16 protein-coding genes are annotated in these 16,280 nt (G+C 69.7%); 5 read left to right on the top strand and 11 right to left on the bottom strand.

The window, feature by feature from the left end; genetic code table 11:
- Positions 1-23 precede the first annotated feature (23 nt).
- From QWY84_RS02750 to QWY84_RS02720, 7 genes are all read right to left on the bottom strand, one after another.
- On the bottom strand, positions 24-878 hold the full coding sequence (locus tag QWY84_RS02750; protein ID WP_290200918.1) for a transketolase: 855 nt from the start codon (positions 876-878) through the stop codon (positions 24-26).
- A gap of 25 nt (positions 879-903) precedes the next feature.
- Positions 904-1,653, bottom strand: a complete 750-nt coding sequence (locus QWY84_RS02745; protein ID WP_290200917.1) for an SDR family NAD(P)-dependent oxidoreductase — start codon at positions 1,651-1,653, stop codon at positions 904-906.
- 34 nt (positions 1,654-1,687) lie between these two features.
- Complete coding sequence (locus QWY84_RS02740) at positions 1,688-2,947, bottom strand: TRAP transporter large permease (protein WP_290200916.1); 1,260 nt, start codon at positions 2,945-2,947, stop codon at positions 1,688-1,690.
- Complete coding sequence (locus tag QWY84_RS02735) at positions 2,944-3,444, bottom strand: TRAP transporter small permease (protein WP_290200915.1); 501 nt, start codon at positions 3,442-3,444, stop codon at positions 2,944-2,946. Before QWY84_RS02735 ends, QWY84_RS02740 begins: the two co-directional genes overlap by 4 nt.
- Before the next feature lie 64 nt (positions 3,445-3,508).
- A complete protein-coding gene (locus QWY84_RS02730; protein WP_290200914.1) occupies positions 3,509-4,498 on the bottom strand; it encodes a TRAP transporter substrate-binding protein in 990 nt (329 codons plus the stop codon).
- A 41-nt stretch (positions 4,499-4,539) separates the two neighbouring features.
- Positions 4,540-5,286, bottom strand: coding sequence for a FadR/GntR family transcriptional regulator (locus tag QWY84_RS02725; RefSeq protein ID WP_290200913.1), 747 nt, complete (start codon positions 5,284-5,286; stop codon positions 4,540-4,542).
- A 295-nt stretch (positions 5,287-5,581) separates the two neighbouring features.
- Positions 5,582-5,857: a DUF1127 domain-containing protein gene (locus QWY84_RS02720; protein WP_290200912.1), complete on the bottom strand. Its 276-nt coding sequence runs from the start codon at positions 5,855-5,857 to the stop codon at positions 5,582-5,584.
- 73 nt (positions 5,858-5,930) lie between these two features.
- Here QWY84_RS02720 and QWY84_RS02715 point away from each other — a divergent pair, with 73 nt between their 5' ends.
- Positions 5,931-6,872, top strand: coding sequence for a LysR family transcriptional regulator (locus QWY84_RS02715; RefSeq protein WP_290200911.1), 942 nt, complete (start codon positions 5,931-5,933; stop codon positions 6,870-6,872).
- Between the two features lie 79 nt (positions 6,873-6,951).
- On the opposite strand, the gene QWY84_RS02710 is transcribed toward QWY84_RS02715, so the two are convergent.
- Positions 6,952-7,884 (bottom strand): glycine betaine ABC transporter substrate-binding protein, encoded by a 933-nt coding sequence (locus QWY84_RS02710; RefSeq protein WP_290200910.1) that lies wholly within the window; start codon positions 7,882-7,884, stop codon positions 6,952-6,954.
- 76 nt (positions 7,885-7,960) lie between these two features.
- On the bottom strand, positions 7,961-9,169 hold the full coding sequence (locus QWY84_RS02705; RefSeq protein WP_290200909.1) for a TauD/TfdA family dioxygenase: 1,209 nt from the start codon (positions 9,167-9,169) through the stop codon (positions 7,961-7,963).
- Between the two features lie 211 nt (positions 9,170-9,380).
- Here QWY84_RS02705 and QWY84_RS02700 point away from each other — a divergent pair, with 211 nt between their 5' ends.
- Complete coding sequence (locus QWY84_RS02700; RefSeq protein WP_290200908.1) at positions 9,381-10,268, top strand: LysR substrate-binding domain-containing protein; 888 nt, start codon at positions 9,381-9,383, stop codon at positions 10,266-10,268.
- Positions 10,269-10,299: 31 nt separating this feature from the next.
- Here QWY84_RS02700 and QWY84_RS02695 read toward each other — a convergent pair whose 3' ends face one another.
- Entirely contained in the window at positions 10,300-10,785 is a 486-nt protein-coding gene (locus tag QWY84_RS02695; protein ID WP_290200907.1) for a DUF1643 domain-containing protein, read from the bottom strand.
- 126 nt (positions 10,786-10,911) lie between these two features.
- On the opposite strand from QWY84_RS02695, the gene QWY84_RS02690 reads away from it, so the two are divergent.
- A complete protein-coding gene (locus QWY84_RS02690; RefSeq protein WP_290200906.1) occupies positions 10,912-11,880 on the top strand; it encodes a threonine/serine dehydratase family protein in 969 nt (322 codons plus the stop codon).
- On the opposite strand, the gene QWY84_RS02685 is transcribed toward QWY84_RS02690, so the two are convergent.
- Complete coding sequence (locus QWY84_RS02685) at positions 11,877-12,860, bottom strand: GGDEF domain-containing response regulator (RefSeq protein WP_290200905.1); 984 nt, start codon at positions 12,858-12,860, stop codon at positions 11,877-11,879. The genes QWY84_RS02690 and QWY84_RS02685 overlap by 4 nt on opposite strands.
- Positions 12,861-12,994: 134 nt before the next feature.
- Here QWY84_RS02685 and QWY84_RS02680 point away from each other — a divergent pair, with 134 nt between their 5' ends.
- Positions 12,995-13,915 (top strand): LysR substrate-binding domain-containing protein, encoded by a 921-nt coding sequence (locus QWY84_RS02680; protein ID WP_290200904.1) that lies wholly within the window; start codon positions 12,995-12,997, stop codon positions 13,913-13,915.
- Positions 13,916-13,954: 39 nt separating this feature from the next.
- Complete coding sequence (gene uvrD / locus QWY84_RS02675; RefSeq protein ID WP_290200903.1) at positions 13,955-16,120, top strand: DNA helicase II; 2,166 nt, start codon at positions 13,955-13,957, stop codon at positions 16,118-16,120.
- Positions 16,121-16,280: the final 160 nt, after the last annotated feature.

The raw sequence follows: 16,280 nt of genomic DNA, 5'->3' as shown, positions 1-16,280 counted from the left end.
CCGTCGTGCCGTTGTTGCCGCGCTCAGCCGATGTGGCCGGCCTCGATCTCCGCGTAGGCGCGCTCGACGTCCTTCTTGCCCAGGAAGCCCAGGTGCCACTGCCAGCCGCCTTCCATGAAGGACACGCCCTTGCCCGCCACGGTGTCGGCCAGGACGCAGCACGGCTTGTCGCGCTTGTCGTTGAGCGCCCGGTTCAGGGCATCGAAGGTCTTGTCCAGGTCGTGGCCGTCGTCCAGCTCGATGACATCCCAGCCGAAGGCGCGCCACTTGTCCGCCAGCGGCTCCGTGGGCATGGTGTCCTGGGTATAGCCGTCGGAGCCGGCGTGGTTGATGTCGACGATGCCCACCAGGTTGTCGAGCCCCCAGGCGCTGCCGGCGATGGCGGCCTCCCAGACCTGGCCCTCCGTCTGCTCGCCGTCGCCCATCATGCAGACCACGCGGCCCGGCGAGCCGCTGAGCTTGAGCGCCGAGGCCATGCCCACGGACACGGACAGGTTGTGGCCGATGGAGCCGGACGAGAAGTCGGCGCCCTTGACCTTGCGCATGTCCGGGTGGTCGCCCAGCGGCGAGCCGAGACGGGTATAGCTGTCCAGATCGGTCTTCGGGAAGAAGCCGAGGTCGGCAAGAACCGGATACAGCGCGATGGCCGCGTGCCCCTTGCCCATGGTGAACCGGTCCCGGTCCGCCCAGGTCGGTTCGTTAGGGCGCACGTGCATCAGCCCGTAGTAAAGGACCGACAGCAGCTCGGCGATGGAGAACGCCGAGCCGTAGTGCCCCGAGCCGCAGATGTCCGTGAGGCGGACGACCTCGCGGCGGATCATGCGGGCCTTGTCCCGGAGCTCCTCCTTGGACGCTCCGTGTACATCCCGTTTCGTCATGGTGTTACCTCCCGTTCGTTCCGATTCAGTCGATGTGCATGCCGCCGTTGACGTCCACCACCTCGCCGGTGACGTACTCGGACAGCTCCGATGCCAGGAAGACGCAGATGCGGGCGACGTCCTCGGGGCTTCCGGTGCGGCCGGCGGGGATCGACTCGCGGATCCCCTGGTGCTGCTCGGCGCTGAGCTTGCCGGCGGTGATGTCCGTCTCGATGAAGCCGGGGGCGACGGCGTTGCAGCGAATGCCCTCGCGGGCATGGTTGCGGGCCACCGCCCGCATGAGCCCCAGCACGCCGGCCTTGGCGGCGCTGTAATGCGGGCCGCCGAAGATGCCGCCGCCGCGCTCGGCCGAGACCGAGGACATGTTGATCACGCTGCCGCGGCCGCGTTCCTGCATGTACGGCAGGACGGCCTTGGTGCAGAAGAAGGTGCCCTTGAGATTGACCCCGACCACGGCGTCGAAATCGTCTTCCTCGATCTCGAGCAGTCCCTTGGGCTGGGTGATGCCGGCGTTGTTGACGAGCGTGTCCGGCGGGCCGAGATCCTGGGCGATGCGCTGGAAGCACGCCCGGGTCGCCGTCCAGTCCGTGACGTCGCAGCGGTAGCCGTGGGCGCCGTCGCCCAGGGATTCGCACGTACTGTCGAGGGCGTCCTGGTCGGTGTCCAGGATCGCGACCCGGGCCCCGTGCTGCATCATGAGGCGCGCCGTCGCGGAACCGATCCCGCGTGCCGAGGCGGCTCCGGTGATAACGGCGAGGTGGTTGTCGAGTAACATGATCTGACTCCTGTTCCGTGTGTTGCGTTCGGGCTCATGCGCCGATGATCAGGAACGGCATGTAGCTGACCATGCCCAGGACGATGAGCGCGAAGATGTAGAAGGGCACGAGGGCGCGAACGGTCTCCTCGATCCGCACGCCGGCGATGGACGAGGAGATGTAGAGCGTCGTGCCCACGGGAGGCGTGAACAGGCCGATGGCCAGGTTCAGCACCATCATGATGCCGAGCTGCGTGGAGCTCATGCCGATGACATCCGCGAGGGGGACCAGTACCGGCGCCAGCAGCAGGATTGCCGGGGTCATGTCCAGGAACGTGCCGATCAGCAGCATGAGCACGTTCATGAACAGGATGATCCCGAACTCGGGGAGGCCGAGTCCGTTGACGAACCCGATCACCTGGCTCGGCACCTGATCAATGGTGATCATCCAGCCCAGCACCGACGACGCCATGATGAGAAGCATGACCACGCCGGTGGCACGCCCCGCGTCGATGATCGAGCGCAGCAGCTGCATGAGTCCCAGGTCGCGGTAGCAACCCCGCACGATCAGCGCGTAGAACACCGCCACGACGCTGACCTCGGTGGGCGTGGCGGCGCCGCTGATGATGGCGGACAGGATCAGCACCGGCATGAAGATCGCCGGCAGCGAATGCACGAACTCGCTGGCCAGCGCCCGCCAGGTGATCTCGATCTCCTGGCGGGGGAAGTCCTGCCGCCGCGCGATCACGTACACGGCGATGACGCTGGCCAGCGCGAATACCAGCCCGGGAATGATGCCCGCCAGGAACAGCGCCCCCACCGAGGCGTCCGAGACGCTGGAGTAGATGATCAGCGGTATGGACGGCGGAATGATGACGCCGATGACCGAGCTCGCGGCGTTCACCGCGGAAGCGAACGGGGCCGGATAGCCTTCGCGCTTCTGCCAGGGAATGAGCACGGAACCCAGGGCGGAGGCGTCCGCCACCGCGGACCCGGAGACGCCGGCGAACATCATGGACGTCACCACGCTGACCTGGCCCAGGGCACCGCGGATGTGGCCGACCAGCAGGCTGGCGAAACGGATCAGCCGTTGCCCCAGCTTGCCGGAGATCAGCAGCTCGCCGGCCAGGATGAAGAACGGAATGGCCAGCAGGAGCGGGCTCTGGGACGCGGAGAAAAACCGCTGCACGACGATGATGAGGTCGAACCGCTCACTGAAGAGAACGCCCACGCTGCTTGCCGCCAGGAGCGCGAAGCCGATGGGCAGCGCCAGCAGCATGAGCACCAGGAAAACGGGCAGGGCAACCGCGGTCATGACTCCGCCTCCCCGAAGAGTACCTCGGGCACGCGCAGCAGCGTGACCGCCGCGACCGACAGCAGGCCGAACGGCAGGCTGTAGAACGCGTACGACACCGGCCACCCCAGCACGGCGGTGCGCTGATACTGGAAGGCATTGAGCAGCTGCGGGGACTGCGCGGCGATCACCAGCATCAGCCCCGTGACAACGGCAATGGAAACCAGCTGCAGGGCGCGCCGGTAGCCGGCGGGCAGCTTGCGCACCAGGTAGTCGATGCCGAGGTGCTCGTTGTTGGCCGCGGCGACGACGACGCCGGCGAGGATCAGCCAGGGAAACAGGATCACGGACAGCTCAGTGCCCCAGGTCAGGCCGCCGCCGAAGACATAGCGAAGGGCGACGCCCGCCATGAGAACGGTGCCCATGACCAGGGTGCAGGCCACCATGACGGCGCCGGCGGCATAGACGAAGCCCCGCCGGACCGCCCTGGCCACATGAACGATGCGCGTGGGAGACATGATCGACCTCCGCAGGTTCGTTGATTGCCCGGGGGCTCACCTCCCGGGCAACCGTGGCGCGCCGTTATTGCGCGTTCGCTGCTTCGGCCGCTTCACGAGCTTCGGGCACGATGTCGCCGAGCTCGTCCTCCCACGCGTCGTAGACCGAGCTTGTCGCCTCCCGCAGGGCCGCGACGTCGGCCTCATTGATGGCGACGCCCGCCTCCTCGAGACGCGGGAGAAGCTCCTTGGTCTGCCGGACCAGCTCCATGCGCTGGTAGGTGCCGGCTTCCTCGGCCGCCCGCGTGATCGCCTCCTGGTGCTCGCCGGAGAGCTGGTTCCAGGTCTGCAGGCTGACCACGAAGGGCGTGACCTCGTACTTGTGCCCGGTCAGCGACAGGTACTCCTGGACCTCGTAGAGATCCGACGACCAGATGTTGACGATGGGGTTCTCCTGGCCGTCCATCGCCCCCTGCTGCAGGGCCGTGTAGAGCTCGCCGAAGGCCAGGGGTTCGGGGTTGGCTCCCAGGGTCTCGAAGATGGAGATGGTCATGGAGTCGTCGGGCGTGCGGATCTTCAGCCCTTCGAAATCCGACGGTCCCTCGATGGGGCGGACGTTGTTGGTGGTGTGCCGGATGCCGTTGCCCCAGTAGGTCAGGACCTTGATCCCGCGCTCCTCGGCCTGCTGAGCAACCTCGTCACCGATCTCGCCGTCCACGACCTCCCAGGCGGCCTGGGGCGAGTCGAACAGGAACGGCAGGCCGAAGACGTTGGCCTTGGGTGCAATGGACGCCAGCGGCCCCTGGCTGTTGGCGCTGAGATCCAGGGCGCCGGTCTGCACCTGCTGGAGCATCTCCGTATCGGAGCCGAGCTGCTCGGAGCCCTGGGTCTGGACCTCCAGCTCGCCGCCGGTGTAGTCGGAGACCAGTGCGGCGAACAGGTCGGCGGCGCGGGTCCGGGGATTGTCCGGCGCCGCGCCGTGTCCCAGTACCAGCGTTTCCGCGGAAACCGCGGGGGTCAGGAGGGTCATGCTCGCTGCGAGCATGAGGCCCTTGCTCAGAGTTACTGCTTTCATCGTCTCTCCTCCTCGGTCGAGATTGCTGCAACGTGTGCTCGCTAGGGCGAGTCTTGGTTTCGTGGCGGGGTTTCCAGGAGGCTGGCGCTATCGCGGGACGAAGCGATGCTGGATGCCTGTTCCTCCCAGACGCGGAAGTGCTCGTCCATGGCGGCCATGGCGGCTTCCGGATCCCGGGCCCGGATCGCCTCGACGATGGCCGGGTGGGTGGCGTTGGTGCGCTCGGCGCCGGCGGGCACGCGGCGCACGAGGACGCGGCGGCGGTACAGGACCTCGCGCAGCACGGACGACAGCCCCTCGATGAGAAGAATGACGACGGGGTTGCGCGTCATGTACGCCAGGCGCTGGTGGAATTCGTAGTCCGCCTCCAGCCCTTCCTCGATGGTCCGGGCGTGCACCATCACCTCGTAGAGCCGCGCGAGCTCGGCGACGTCGTCGTCGGTGGCGTGACTGGCGGCGATGCGGGCGATCTCGCGCTCGAGCATCTCCCGGGCCCGCTCCATCTCGTCCACCGAGACATAGCCCAGCTTGACCGCCAGATCGAAGTACAGCTGGACGAATCCGGGATTGGGCATCTGCACGTAGGTGCCGCTGCCCCGGGTGCGCCGGATGACGCCGATGTTCTCCAGGCTGGCGAGACGCTCCCGGACGGTGGAGCGCTGGACACCGAGCTGCTCGGCCAGCGTGCGCTCCGGGGGCAGCCGGACGCGGCCCCTGGCGTCGGTCTCGGCGGCCAGGATCACGCTCTTGAGTTGCTCAAAGACTCCGTCTTCGTCCGGGGAATACACGGCTTCTCTCCTCCTGGTGGCATTATTATTTTGGTCGGACCAATTGTGATTTCATCGGAGCACAGTTTCGGTGGGGTCGTCAAGCGTTTAATAAAATATCTGATTTATAGGATTTTATATTCTTTTTTCGCGTTTCGTGCGGGGGTGTGCCCGGTTGGCGCCAGTATAATATTGGTGCGACCAATTGATTTCCCGGGCGACAGACAGAGGAATGCGGGTGGTGCCGGGCCCGTGGCTCGGGCCCGGCACCTGCTCTGGCGTACAGGGGTCAGGGGAAGTGGTTTCGGTGCAGGGGCTACTTCCGCCAGAACGGCTTCGCCGCCTCCCGCTCGAGCTCGTACCGCGGTATGCCGATATCGCGGGCGATGCGGTCGTCGATGCGTTCGAGGTCGCGGCGCAGCCGCGCACGGCGGCGCATCCGGTGGAACGCGTCGGCAGCCCGGGTGATGATCCGCAGCGGCCGGGGCGGGTGCCGGGAGGTGCCGTCCGGCGATGCCGAAAGTATTCTGTTTTCACGAACGGACTGTTGCGTATTCGTGATCATCGCTTTTGCCTCGTGCGCTTGATTCATGAGCTATTATTGGCAAGGCAAGCGGCCGCCGCCATTGCAGATTGGTGACCCTTATATTCATGGACGGTGAACGATGAATCTGAACTTCAACCAGGTCCGCTCGTTCCTTCTGGTGGCGGAGGAAGGCAATCTCACCCGGGCCGCGGCGCGCCGCCACACGACCCCCTCGGCGGTTACCGCCCACGTGCGGCAGCTGGAGGAGCGGCTCGACGTGGTGCTGTTTCGCCGCACGCGGCAGGGGATGGCCCTGACGGACGCCGGCGAGCGTCTCCTCCCCGCGGCACGCCGGGTCATGACGGCGGTGCGCGAGCTCGGGGACACGGCGGCTGTACTCAACGGCAACCGCACGCGCACGGTGTCGCTGGGCCTGAACGCACCGCCGGAGCACCTGGGCGTGAGTACGCTCATGACCGTGGCCGCGCGCGGCGAGCCGCCCCTGGTGGTGCAGCTGGAGTCGAGCATGAGCGAGCGTATCGTCGCCGACGTAGCGGCCGGCCGGCTCGACGCCGGTTTCGTCTACGGGCCGGTGGACAATACGGCGCTGGCGCGGGAGCTGCTGGGACGGCGGCGGTTACGGGTGGCGGCCCCCGGGGACTTCCCGCTGGACCGGCTGCCGGACGATCCGGCCGAGCGTGCGGCACTGCCCTGGATCTGGCCCGGCGTCGCCGGCTGCCCGTTCCGCCTGCTCATGCCGGAGATCCTGGGGGCGAGCACGGCGGAAGCGAACATCATCAATCGGGTCGACGGCGAGGAGTCCATCCGCGCCATGGTGCGCGCCGGCATGGGCCTGGGTCTGCTGGAAGAGCGCTACGGCCGCGAGGCGGCCGGCAACGGCAGTCTCAAGCTGCTGGAGCCGTCCTGGCCCATCGACCTGGGACTGGTCTATCGCGCCGACCGGGCGGATGACGCCGCCATCGGCGCCCTGCTCGTCGCGGTACGCACCGCCTGGTCGCAAATCGACGATCATGAACCGGGCGACACGGAATCGGGCGCGCCGGTGCGCCGATCGGCCTGAGCGCATCCGGTATGCGACCGGCGGTGCTCACATACCGCTTCCCGGGCAGCCCGGGCGGGCTGCCCGGTTCGCCCGGGTGTCAGGAGCCGTAGCGTTCGCGTACGGCCTCGATGCCCGGCTCGCCGTCGGCGCCGCGGACGCCCTCCAGCCAGTCCTCGACGGTGTCCAGGTTGCCGCGGATCCACTCCTCGGCCACCACCTCGGTCTCGCGCTCGTCCCGGCTGAGCCCCTTGATCCAGACGCTCTGCGCGTCCAGGGGCACCTCCATCTGCTCGAGGAAGCGGCTGGCCTGCAGGTTCTCGTCCGGCCAGCCGCTGCGTACCACGGTGTAGACCGTGGTCTCGATGTCGGCGATGTCGCTGCCGTCCTCGTCCGCGAGAAAGCGGATGTCGTAGACCACGTCCATCCAGTGCGGCTTCCAGCCGTGGAAGACCACCGCCTGGTCGCGCTGCACCGCGCGATCCACCTGGGCCATCATGCCGGCGACGCTGCTGGGGACGACATTCCAGTCGCCGAGCCCCTTGTAGTCCTCCTCCACGGCGGCACGAAAGGCGCGCGTCATTCCGGCGCCCGGCTCGATGGCGTAGATGGTGCGATTGAACCGCTCGCCCTCGGCGACCAGCTCCTCGACGCTGGTGACGCCGGACTCATAGACCTCCGCCGGAACCGCCAGCCCCTGCACGGCGCCGCGGAGATTCACCGCGTGCTGGACGGCGACCTCGTCGTCGAGAAGAGGCTGGACCATGGATTCGTGCGCCGGCATCCAGGCGCCCAGGGAGACGTCGATGTCGCCGTTGCGGATGCCCTGGTAGATCGCCGATGACGACAGTTCCGTGGTAGCCGTGTCATAGCCCATGGTCTCGAGGAGCCGGGATGCGACCTCCGTCTTGACCGTCACCCCCGGCCATGCCTGGATGCCGAAATCCACGGTGTCGGCGGCGGCGGGAGCGGCCACGCTGAACGCGAGTGCCAGGGCCGGGAGCCCCTTCCGGATGACATGATTGTTTTGCATCGATACGGATTTCCCTGTTGCTTCGGAGAAAGGGAGGCCGATGCGCCGGCCTCCCGGGGAGCAGGGGCGCACTGGCTCAGCCGCCCCGCTCCAATACCCGCAGGCGGGACCGGACCAGGTCGCGGTCGATGTAGGTCCCCTGCAGGTGCCGCTGCCCGGTGTTGGGATCGAAGGCCTCGCGCCCGTGCAGCACACGGAGGTTGTCGAAGGCCATCATCTGGCCCGGCCGCAGGGTGAAGCGGAACACGAACCGGGGGTCGCGCAGCCGCTGCCAGAACTGCCGGTACGCCCGGTAGAACGCCCCGACCTGGTCGGCGGGCAGTCGCAGGGTGTCCCGGATCCAGTTGTTGAAACGGATCTGCGCCGGACGGCCGGAGGCGTCCAGCCCGATCACCGGCGCGCGGTAGGCGATGTCCGCCTCCTCGTCCTGGAAGCGGAAATCCACGGGCTGCTCGCTGAGGATCCGGAACGCCTCCGGGTCTTCGCTGCGCAGGGACTCGGCCACGGCGAAGCCGTCCACCAGGGTCGATGCGCCGCCTTCCGCCTCGTTCTCCAGGCAGTAGAGGAACTGGAAGTCCGGCGGCCGCTGCCAGTTGGGCAGATCGATGTGCGGCTCCAGCGCGATGGCCGTGAACGCGGCGTTGTTCGGGTTCGGCTTGGAGACCACGTCGAAGTAGCGGCCGAAGTTGGTCTCCCGGGGCCAGCCGATCCGGGCGACGACGGCTTCGATGCTGCCGGGCTCGGTGGGGCCGTTGTCGATGAGCGCCAAGCCGTAGCGGCTGAGCTGGTCGAGCCAGCGCCGCAGGCCGGCGTCGGAGCCGGTGACCTCGCCGAAGTCCACGGAGGGCGGGTTGGAGGCGATCGCGGCGTCCCACAGCTGCGTGCGCCCGCTGTCGTCGAGGTCTTCGTCCGCGGCGGCGCGCTGGCGCAGCCAGCCGGGGTCGAACTCGCTCTCGTGGGCGGCGTGCTCCGCCATCGCCGGCCAGCGTACGATCAGGGTGCCCCGGGCACTGGCCTCTACCTCCGGTCGCGGAAGGGTCTCCGGAAGGTCGAGGAGACGGAACGTGCGCTCCCGGGTCTGGGGATGACGGCACGCCGGGCAGGGGCAGTGATCGCGCAGCCACAACGGGTGGTAGCCTGCGGTGCGCCCGTCGTCCCAGGTGACCCGGACCGTCTCGCCGTCGAGCTGGGCGCTGCGCAGTCGGTGGTCGCCGGCATAGGCGGAAAGCTCGCCCATGTCCACCAGGGGCTCGGGGCGTTGCGTCTCGGTTGCGGTCGCGGTCATTGGCTCCCTCTCGTTGCGTTGGCGTATGACACCGTCATGCTCGGTGCCGCGGGTGCGGGTCGCAAACGAAGAATCCGGCCCCAAAGACCCAAGAAAACTGATCGCATGGACATGGCGGCGCCGCGGAAACCGCTTGACCCGATCGCCGGGCGCCGGTGAACCTGCCTTCACTGGTTTGCTTATACCGCGCTTATCCCTGGAGTGCCGCACCATGCCCCGACGTCTGCCCTCCGCCCAGGCGCTGCACGCCTTCGATGCGGCCGCCCGGCACATGAGCTTCACCGAGGCCGCGCGCGAGCTGGGTATTACCCAGGCTGCCGTGAGCCAGCGGATCCGGCTGCTGGAGCACCAGACCGGCCAGGCCCTGTTCATCCGGCATGCCCGGGCGCTGGAGCTCACGGAAGCCGGTCGCGCCTTCGTCCCGGCCGTGCGGGATGCCTTCGAGCGCCTGGCCAGCGGCGTGGAGGAGGCCTTCGGCCCGGAGCGGGAAGGCCCGGTGACCCTGCGCTCCACACCCGGCTTCATGCGCTTCTGGCTGGCGCCCCGCCTGGCCCGGTTCCAGCAGGCGCACCCGGAGGTACCGCTGCGCCTGGCCACGGCGGTGTGGCCCGGGGATTTCGGCGGCGACGGGGCGGACATGGAAATCCGGTACGGGCAGGGGGACTGGAGCGGCGTGGACGTCGTCCGTCTCACCCGCGAGCAGATGACCCCCGTGTGTACACCGGCGATCGCCGGCACGCTGGCCGGGCCGGCGGACCTGAGCGAGCACACCCTGGTGCACGCCACCGGCTTCGAGGCCGGCTGGCCGCAGTGGCTGGCGGAGGCCGGCGTTGCGGATCTCGCGGGCCGCACGCACAGCCTGCTGTGCGACACCATGGCCACGAGCCACGCCCTGGCGCGGCATGGCGCGGGGGTGGCCATGGGTCGCAGCAGCTTCATGCCGGAGGCGATCGCCGACGGCACGCTGGTCGCCCCCTTTCCCCTGTGGCTGGAGGTGGACGAGGCGTTCTACCTGACCCGCCCGGGGCGGGCGCCCGTGCGCGACGAAGCGATCCTGCTGTGGGACTGGCTGGTCGCCGAGGCCGAGCCTTCGGCATGAGCGCCGGCCCGGGGCGGCCGCCGGGCGCCGGTCACAGGCAGCGCGGCCGGAGTCCATAGCGGAGGTACAGCGGGTGCCGCGGCTCACCGGCCCGGGTGATGTCCAGCACCAGGGGCACGATCCCGTGGGCACGCAGCATGGCGAGCACGGCGGCGCCGCGTGCCCGCAGGCGACCGTGGTTGCCCCAGCCGCAGATCACCAGGCCCGCGGTGCCGGCGGCGTCCAGGACGTGGCCGTCGTTCCCCGGTCCCACGGGGTCGTCGACACGGTACAGCCCGGCCGGCGACGGCGTGCGCAGCGCGAACACGTTCGTTACCTCCAGCCCGCCGCAGCCCAGCCGGCGCGCACGCCGTACGCACCGTTCCACCGTGGCGTCGTTGGTGTCGGCGTCGGCGGTGCTCGGGTTCAGCAGGAGGAAGTTCGCTTGCGCTCCCGCGGCCCAGCGACGCCACAGCCGATAGCGATAGATGCCGTCGGCGGAGAAGACCGCGCCGGCGCCTTGTGGCTGGCTCGTCATGTCGCGCTCCGTACCGGTGCTGCCCTCCACCGGTTACTCCCTGCAAGTCTAGCCCGGACGGGCCCGGTGCGGCGGATTGGCGGCGCTTGCGGGAGTGGCACAGACTTGTGCCAGGAGGAGACGAGCATGGTCGACGGCGACGATATCCTGGCCGCGCATCGACGCATCCGTGATCGCGTCGAGGCGACGCCGACGATCCGGGATCACGGGCTGAGCGAGCGCCTGGGACGGCCCGTGCACCTGAAGTGCGAGCTGTTCCAGCGTACCGGCGCCTTCAAGCCGCGCGGGGCTCTCAACTGGGTGCGAACCGCCACCCGCGACGAGCTCGCCGCCGGCCTGGCCGCGGTCTCGGCGGGCAATCACGCGGCGGCGCTGGCCTGGGCGGCGGCCACCGCGGGCGCCTCGGTCACGGTGGTCATGCCGCAGGGCGCCAGCACCGCGAAGGTCGAGGCCACCCGGGCGCTCGGTGCCGAGGTGATCCTGTGCGGCGACATCAACGCCGCCTGGAAGCGCATGGAGGCGCTCGTGGCCGAGCGCGGCCTGACCCTGGTCCACCCCTTCGACGACCCGCGGGTGATCGCCGGGCAGGGGACGGTGGGCCTGGAGATCGGCGATCAGATGCCCGGGGCGGGCGCGATTCTCTGCCCGGTGGGCGGCGGCGGCCTGGTGAGCGGCCTGGCCATTGCGGTGAAGCAGCGCAATCCGGCGGTGCGGGTGATCGGCGTCGAGCCCGAAGGCGCGGCCGCCCTGGCTCACGCCTGGCGCCGGGGCGGCCCGGCCCGGCTGGGGTCGGTGACCACCTGCGCCGGCAGCCTGGCGCCGGCGATCACCGGCGACAACGCCTACCGGCTCTCCCGCGCGTGGGTGGACGAGCTGGTGACCGTGCCGGAGGCGACCATCGCCCGCGGCGTGCGTCATCTCCTCGGTTCCGCGAAGCTGCATGCCGAGCCCGGGGCGGCCGTCGGCGCCGGCGCGCTGCTCGACGGCACGGTGGACGGCTTGCTGCCGCCGGAAGGAGAGATCGTGGCCGTGGTCACCGGCGGCAACATGGCGGCCGCGGAGCTGCGCGGCTTCCTGCCCGACGACCCCGGCTAATCCGCTGGCAATGGGGCTACCAGAATCCGCCCGGCGGCCCGCGCCTCGTCCAGCCATTCCCCGGCCGTCGCCAGGACCGCGGCGGGATCGGGACGCGCGCTTGCCGCCTGCTGATCGAGACTGCACAGAACCATGGCCGCAGTGGCGTTCACGAAACCGGCCGGGGTGTCGTAGGCGCGCAGGTTCACGGCGCGCTCGACGCGGCGGAAGGTGTTGGGGTGGCAGCCGCCCGGCGCGTCGTGGTGCATGAGCACGGCGAAGGTCCGCCCGTCGGTGGTCCCGATGCGGTCCAGGGGGCGGACGGACTGCACCAGCCGCCGCCCCATGGCGGCGAGGATCTCCGCGACCACGCGGTCGCCGTGGCTGGCGGCCAGGGTCTCCGGATCGTTCAGGCGCACCAGCGCCACGCAGGCGCTGCCCCCCCGGCCTTCCACGTGGCGCAGCAGGCGTTCCAGCTGTTCCTCCACGTAGCCGCGATTGCCGAGGCCGGCCGCCAGGGAGTCGTCGTCCGCCCCCTGCTGCCGGAGCTCCGCCAGCTCGCGCCCGGCGGCCAGCAGGTCGTTCTGGAGGCGGGCGATACGGCCGGCCGCCTGGATGCGTGCAAGCAGCTCCTGGCTGTCCGGGGACTTGTTGACGAAATCATCCACGCCGCTGGCGAACGCCTGGTCCAGCGACGCCGCTCCTTCCCGGGCGGTCAGCAGGAGGATATAGGTGTAGTGGCTGGTGTCCGCGTCCATGCGGCGCACCTGCCTGGTCAGCGCCAGGCCGTCGACGTCCGGCATCAGCCAGTCGGCCACCAGGACGTCCGCCGGCCGCTGGCGAAGCAGCTCCAGCGCCTCCGCCGCGGAGGCGGCGACGCGGATGTCCGTAAAGCCGGTGCCATGGAGCACGCGGCGGAGCATTTCCAGCGTGAAGCGGGCGTCGTCGACGACCACCACCGGTACCGTGTTTTCACCCCAGGAGGGATACGCTGCCGACATGCAGGGTCACCTTGTGGGTCCTTCCTCAAACCGCCGCCGGCCGCCATCACGGGTAGCCAGCGCGGCCCCTCGAACACGTATCATACTATCGATCCGCCGGTGATGACCGCCATCCTCGTGCACGGGAATACCCCATGAATCTTCGTGATCTCCGCTACCTGGTCGCCGTCGCCGAGCACCGCCACTTCGGCCGCGCCGCAGAGGCCTGCTATGTCAGCCAGCCGACCCTGAGCGCGCAGCTGAAAAAGCTGGAAGGGTTCCTCGGCGTGCAGCTGGTGGAGCGCTCCAGCAAGCAGGTGCTGCTCACCGTGATCGGGCAGGAGGTGGCCGAGCGGGCGCGCAGCATGCTGAGCCTCGCGGACGATATCGTCGAGCTCTCCCGTGCCGCAAGCGATCCCCTGGCGGGCGATCTGCGCCTGGGGGTCATCCCCACGGTGGCGCCCTACCTGCTGCCCCACCTGTTCGCCGCGCTCACCGAGCAGATGCCGCGGCTGCGGCCGGTGCTCAACGAGGAGCGCACCGGCAGCTGCCTCGAGCGGCTGCGCCAGGGCCAGCTGGACGTCGCCATCATCGCGGTCCCGGTGGAAGGCGCGGACGCCTTCCCCCAGCGCGTGCTCTACGACGAGCCGTTCCTGCTCGCCGCGCCGGAGGACCACCCCCTGGCGGCACGGGAGGTGGTCGACCTGGACGATCTTACCGATACCCGGGTGCTGCTGCTCGAGGAGGGGCACTGCCTCCGGGATCAGGCCCTGAGCCTTTGCCAGACCGTGGGCGCCCGCGAGGCCCGGGAGTTCCGCGCCACGAGCCTGGAGACGCTGCGGCAGATGGCGGTCAGCGGCGCGGGGCTGACGCTGCTGCCGGAGATGGCGGCCCACGCCGGCCCCCGGCAGGGAGCGGATGGCGGCCTGGTGCTGCGGCGCTTCCGGGACCCGCAGCCCCGCCGCCGGATCGCCGCCCTGTGGCGCAAGGGCTCGGCGCGGGAGCCGACGGTCCGGGCGCTGGTGGAGCTGATCCGGGGGCTCGACGCCGTGCGGGAGCTGTCGGCGTCGCTGTAGCGCCCCATCAGCCGTATCGACTTGCTACACTGCGCCCCCATGGACGTATCGGACCTGCTCGACCCCCTTAACGACGCCCAGCGGGAAGCGGTGAGCGCGCCGCTGGGGCGCAACCTGGTGCTGGCCGGCGCCGGCAGCGGCAAGACGCGCGTTCTGGTGCACCGGGCCGCCTGGCTCGGGCGCGTGGAGAACGCACCGCCGTACAGCATCCTGGCGGTCACCTTCACCAACAAGGCGGCGGCGGAGATGCGCGGGCGCATCGAGAGCCTGCTGGGCTACTCCGCCGCCGGCATGTGGACCGGGACTTTCCACGGGCTGTCCCATCGGCTCCTGCGTCGTCACTGGCGGGAGACCGGCCTGCCGGAGACCTTCCAGATCCTCGACGCCGACGACCAGCGCCGCCTGGTCAAGCGTGTCATGCGGACGCTGGAGATGGACGAGAGCCGCACGCCGGTGCGCCAGGTCCAGGGGTACATCAATGCCCGCAAGGACGACGGCCAGCGCCCGGGCGATCTCGGCGAGGGAGCGGATCCGTACACCGAGCGCCTGGTGCGCGCCTACAGCGCCTACCAGGACGCCTGCGACCGCACCGGCCAGGTGGATTTCGCCGAGCTGCTGCTGCGCAGCTTCGAGCTGCTGCGCGATCATCCGGGGCTGCTGCAGCACTACCGCGAGCAGCTGCGCCACCTGCTGGTGGACGAGTTCCAGGACACCAACGGCATCCAGTACGCGTGGCTGCGGCTGCTCGCCGGCGACGACGCCGACCTGTTCGTGGTGGGCGACGACGACCAGTCCATCTACGGCTGGCGCGGCGCACGGGTGGAGAACCTGCGCCGTCTCAGCGACGACTATCCGGACATGCGCGTCATGCGCCTGGAGCAGAACTACCGCTCCACGGGCATGATCCTGGACGCGGCCAACACCCTGATCGCCCACAACAGCGGCCGCATGGGCAAGAGCCTGTGGACGGAAGGGGCCGAGGGCGAGCCGGTGGCGATCTACGGCGCGTTCAACGAGCTCGACGAGGCCCGCTACGTGGTCGAGCGCATCGCGGACCTGCTGGACCAGGGCATGGCCCGCAGCGAGATGGCCATTCTCTACCGCTCCAACGCCCAGTCGCGGGTCTTCGAGGAGGCGCTGCTGGCGCGCGGGCTGCCGTACCGGGTCTACGGCGGGCTGCGCTTCTTCGAGCGCGCCGAGATCAAGGACGCCCTGGCCTACCTGCGCCTGGTGGACAACCGCGACGACGACCCTTCCTTCGAACGGGTGGTGAATACTCCGGCGCGGGGCATCGGCGGCAAGACCGTGGACGCCCTGCGCGAGCAGGCCCGGCAGCGGGGCACGAGTCTCTGGCAGGCAGCCCGGGCGGCGGCGGCCGACGGCAGCCTGCCGGGCCGGGCGGCGACCTCGGTGAATCGCTTCCTGGAGCTGGTGGACGATCTGGCGCGTCAGGCGGCCGATCAGCCGCTGGCCGAGCGTATCGATGTCGTGGTGCGGGGCTCCGGGCTGCGCGAGCTCTTCCAGAAGGATGCCAGCGAGCGCGGCGAATCGCGCCTGGAGAACCTGGACGAGCTGGTCAGCGCCGCCCGCCATTTCGAGCAGGAGTGGCAGGGCGACGACGACATGGACGTGCTCACGGCCTTTCTCTCCCACGCCGCGCTGGAGGCGGGCGAGGGGCAGGCGGATGCCTGGGAGGACTGCGTCCAGCTCATGACCCTGCACTCGGCCAAGGGCCTGGAGTATCCCGTGGTCTTCCTGACCGGGCTGGAGGAGGGGCTGTTCCCCCACCGCATGTCCGCCGACGACCCGGACCGGCTGGAGGAGGAACGGCGGCTGTGCTACGTCGGCCTGACCCGGGCCCGCCAGCACGCGGTGATCACCTGGGCGGAGAAGCGCCGTCTGCACGGCTCCGAGACCTACGGCGCGCCCTCGCGGTTTCTCGGCGAGCTGCCCGAGCACTGCGTGCGGCACGTACGCACGCGCAGCCAGGTCAGCCGGCCGCAGATGGCGGTGCGCTCCGCGCTGGCCGAGGAGCAGAGCGCGGGCGCGCCGGCGTTCACCCTGGGCCAGCGGGTCCATCACCCCAAGTTCGGCGACGGTATCGTGCTCCAGTACGAGGGCCAGGGCCCCTCCGCCCGGGTGCAGGTGAACTTCAGCGAGGCCGGCCCCAAGTGGCTGGTGGCCGCCTACGCCAAGCTGTCGTGACCGCGCTGGGCCTGTTCGCCCGAGCGGTCGACAGAGCCGTAGGAGCGACGTCAGTCGCGACCGTTGCAGAGCATCAGGTTCTCTGGACCGTCGCGGCTGAAGCCGCTCCCACATCATATTGACAAAGTTTTCTGCGGCGGCGCTGTGGGAGGGGCTTCAG

The organism is Aquisalimonas lutea (assembly GCF_030409225.1).
Classification (GTDB): Bacteria; Pseudomonadota; Gammaproteobacteria; order Nitrococcales; family Aquisalimonadaceae; genus Aquisalimonas; species Aquisalimonas lutea.
The sequence above is the reverse complement of the archived record's forward strand: the minus strand, read 5'-3'. Positions and strand labels throughout refer to the sequence as shown.

Bases quoted from the DNA above. Each gene is read 5' to 3' on its own strand.
- QWY84_RS02705 (WP_290200909.1), bottom strand. From the start codon at position 9,169: ATGACCGCGACCGCAACCGAGACGCAACGCCCCGAGCCCCTGGTGGAC.
- QWY84_RS02690 (WP_290200906.1), top strand. From the start codon at position 10,912: ATGGTCGACGGCGACGATATCCTGGCCGCGCATCGACGCATCCGTGAT.
- QWY84_RS02715 (WP_290200911.1), top strand. From the start codon at position 5,931: ATGAATCTGAACTTCAACCAGGTCCGCTCGTTCCTTCTGGTGGCGGAG.
- QWY84_RS02720 (WP_290200912.1), bottom strand. From the start codon at position 5,857: ATGAATCAAGCGCACGAGGCAAAAGCGATGATCACGAATACGCAACAG.
- QWY84_RS02680 (WP_290200904.1), top strand. From the start codon at position 12,995: ATGAATCTTCGTGATCTCCGCTACCTGGTCGCCGTCGCCGAGCACCGC.
- QWY84_RS02745 (WP_290200917.1), bottom strand. From the start codon at position 1,653: ATGTTACTCGACAACCACCTCGCCGTTATCACCGGAGCCGCCTCGGCA.
- QWY84_RS02735 (WP_290200915.1), bottom strand. From the start codon at position 3,444: ATGTCTCCCACGCGCATCGTTCATGTGGCCAGGGCGGTCCGGCGGGGC.
- QWY84_RS02685 (WP_290200905.1), bottom strand. From the start codon at position 12,860: ATGTCGGCAGCGTATCCCTCCTGGGGTGAAAACACGGTACCGGTGGTG.
- uvrD (WP_290200903.1), top strand. From the start codon at position 13,955: ATGGACGTATCGGACCTGCTCGACCCCCTTAACGACGCCCAGCGGGAA.
- QWY84_RS02750 (WP_290200918.1), bottom strand. From the start codon at position 878: ATGACGAAACGGGATGTACACGGAGCGTCCAAGGAGGAGCTCCGGGAC.
- QWY84_RS02730 (WP_290200914.1), bottom strand. From the start codon at position 4,498: ATGAAAGCAGTAACTCTGAGCAAGGGCCTCATGCTCGCAGCGAGCATG.
- QWY84_RS02700 (WP_290200908.1), top strand. From the start codon at position 9,381: ATGCCCCGACGTCTGCCCTCCGCCCAGGCGCTGCACGCCTTCGATGCG.
- QWY84_RS02695 (WP_290200907.1), bottom strand. From the start codon at position 10,785: ATGACGAGCCAGCCACAAGGCGCCGGCGCGGTCTTCTCCGCCGACGGC.
- QWY84_RS02740 (WP_290200916.1), bottom strand. From the start codon at position 2,947: ATGACCGCGGTTGCCCTGCCCGTTTTCCTGGTGCTCATGCTGCTGGCG.
- QWY84_RS02710 (WP_290200910.1), bottom strand. From the start codon at position 7,884: ATGCAAAACAATCATGTCATCCGGAAGGGGCTCCCGGCCCTGGCACTC.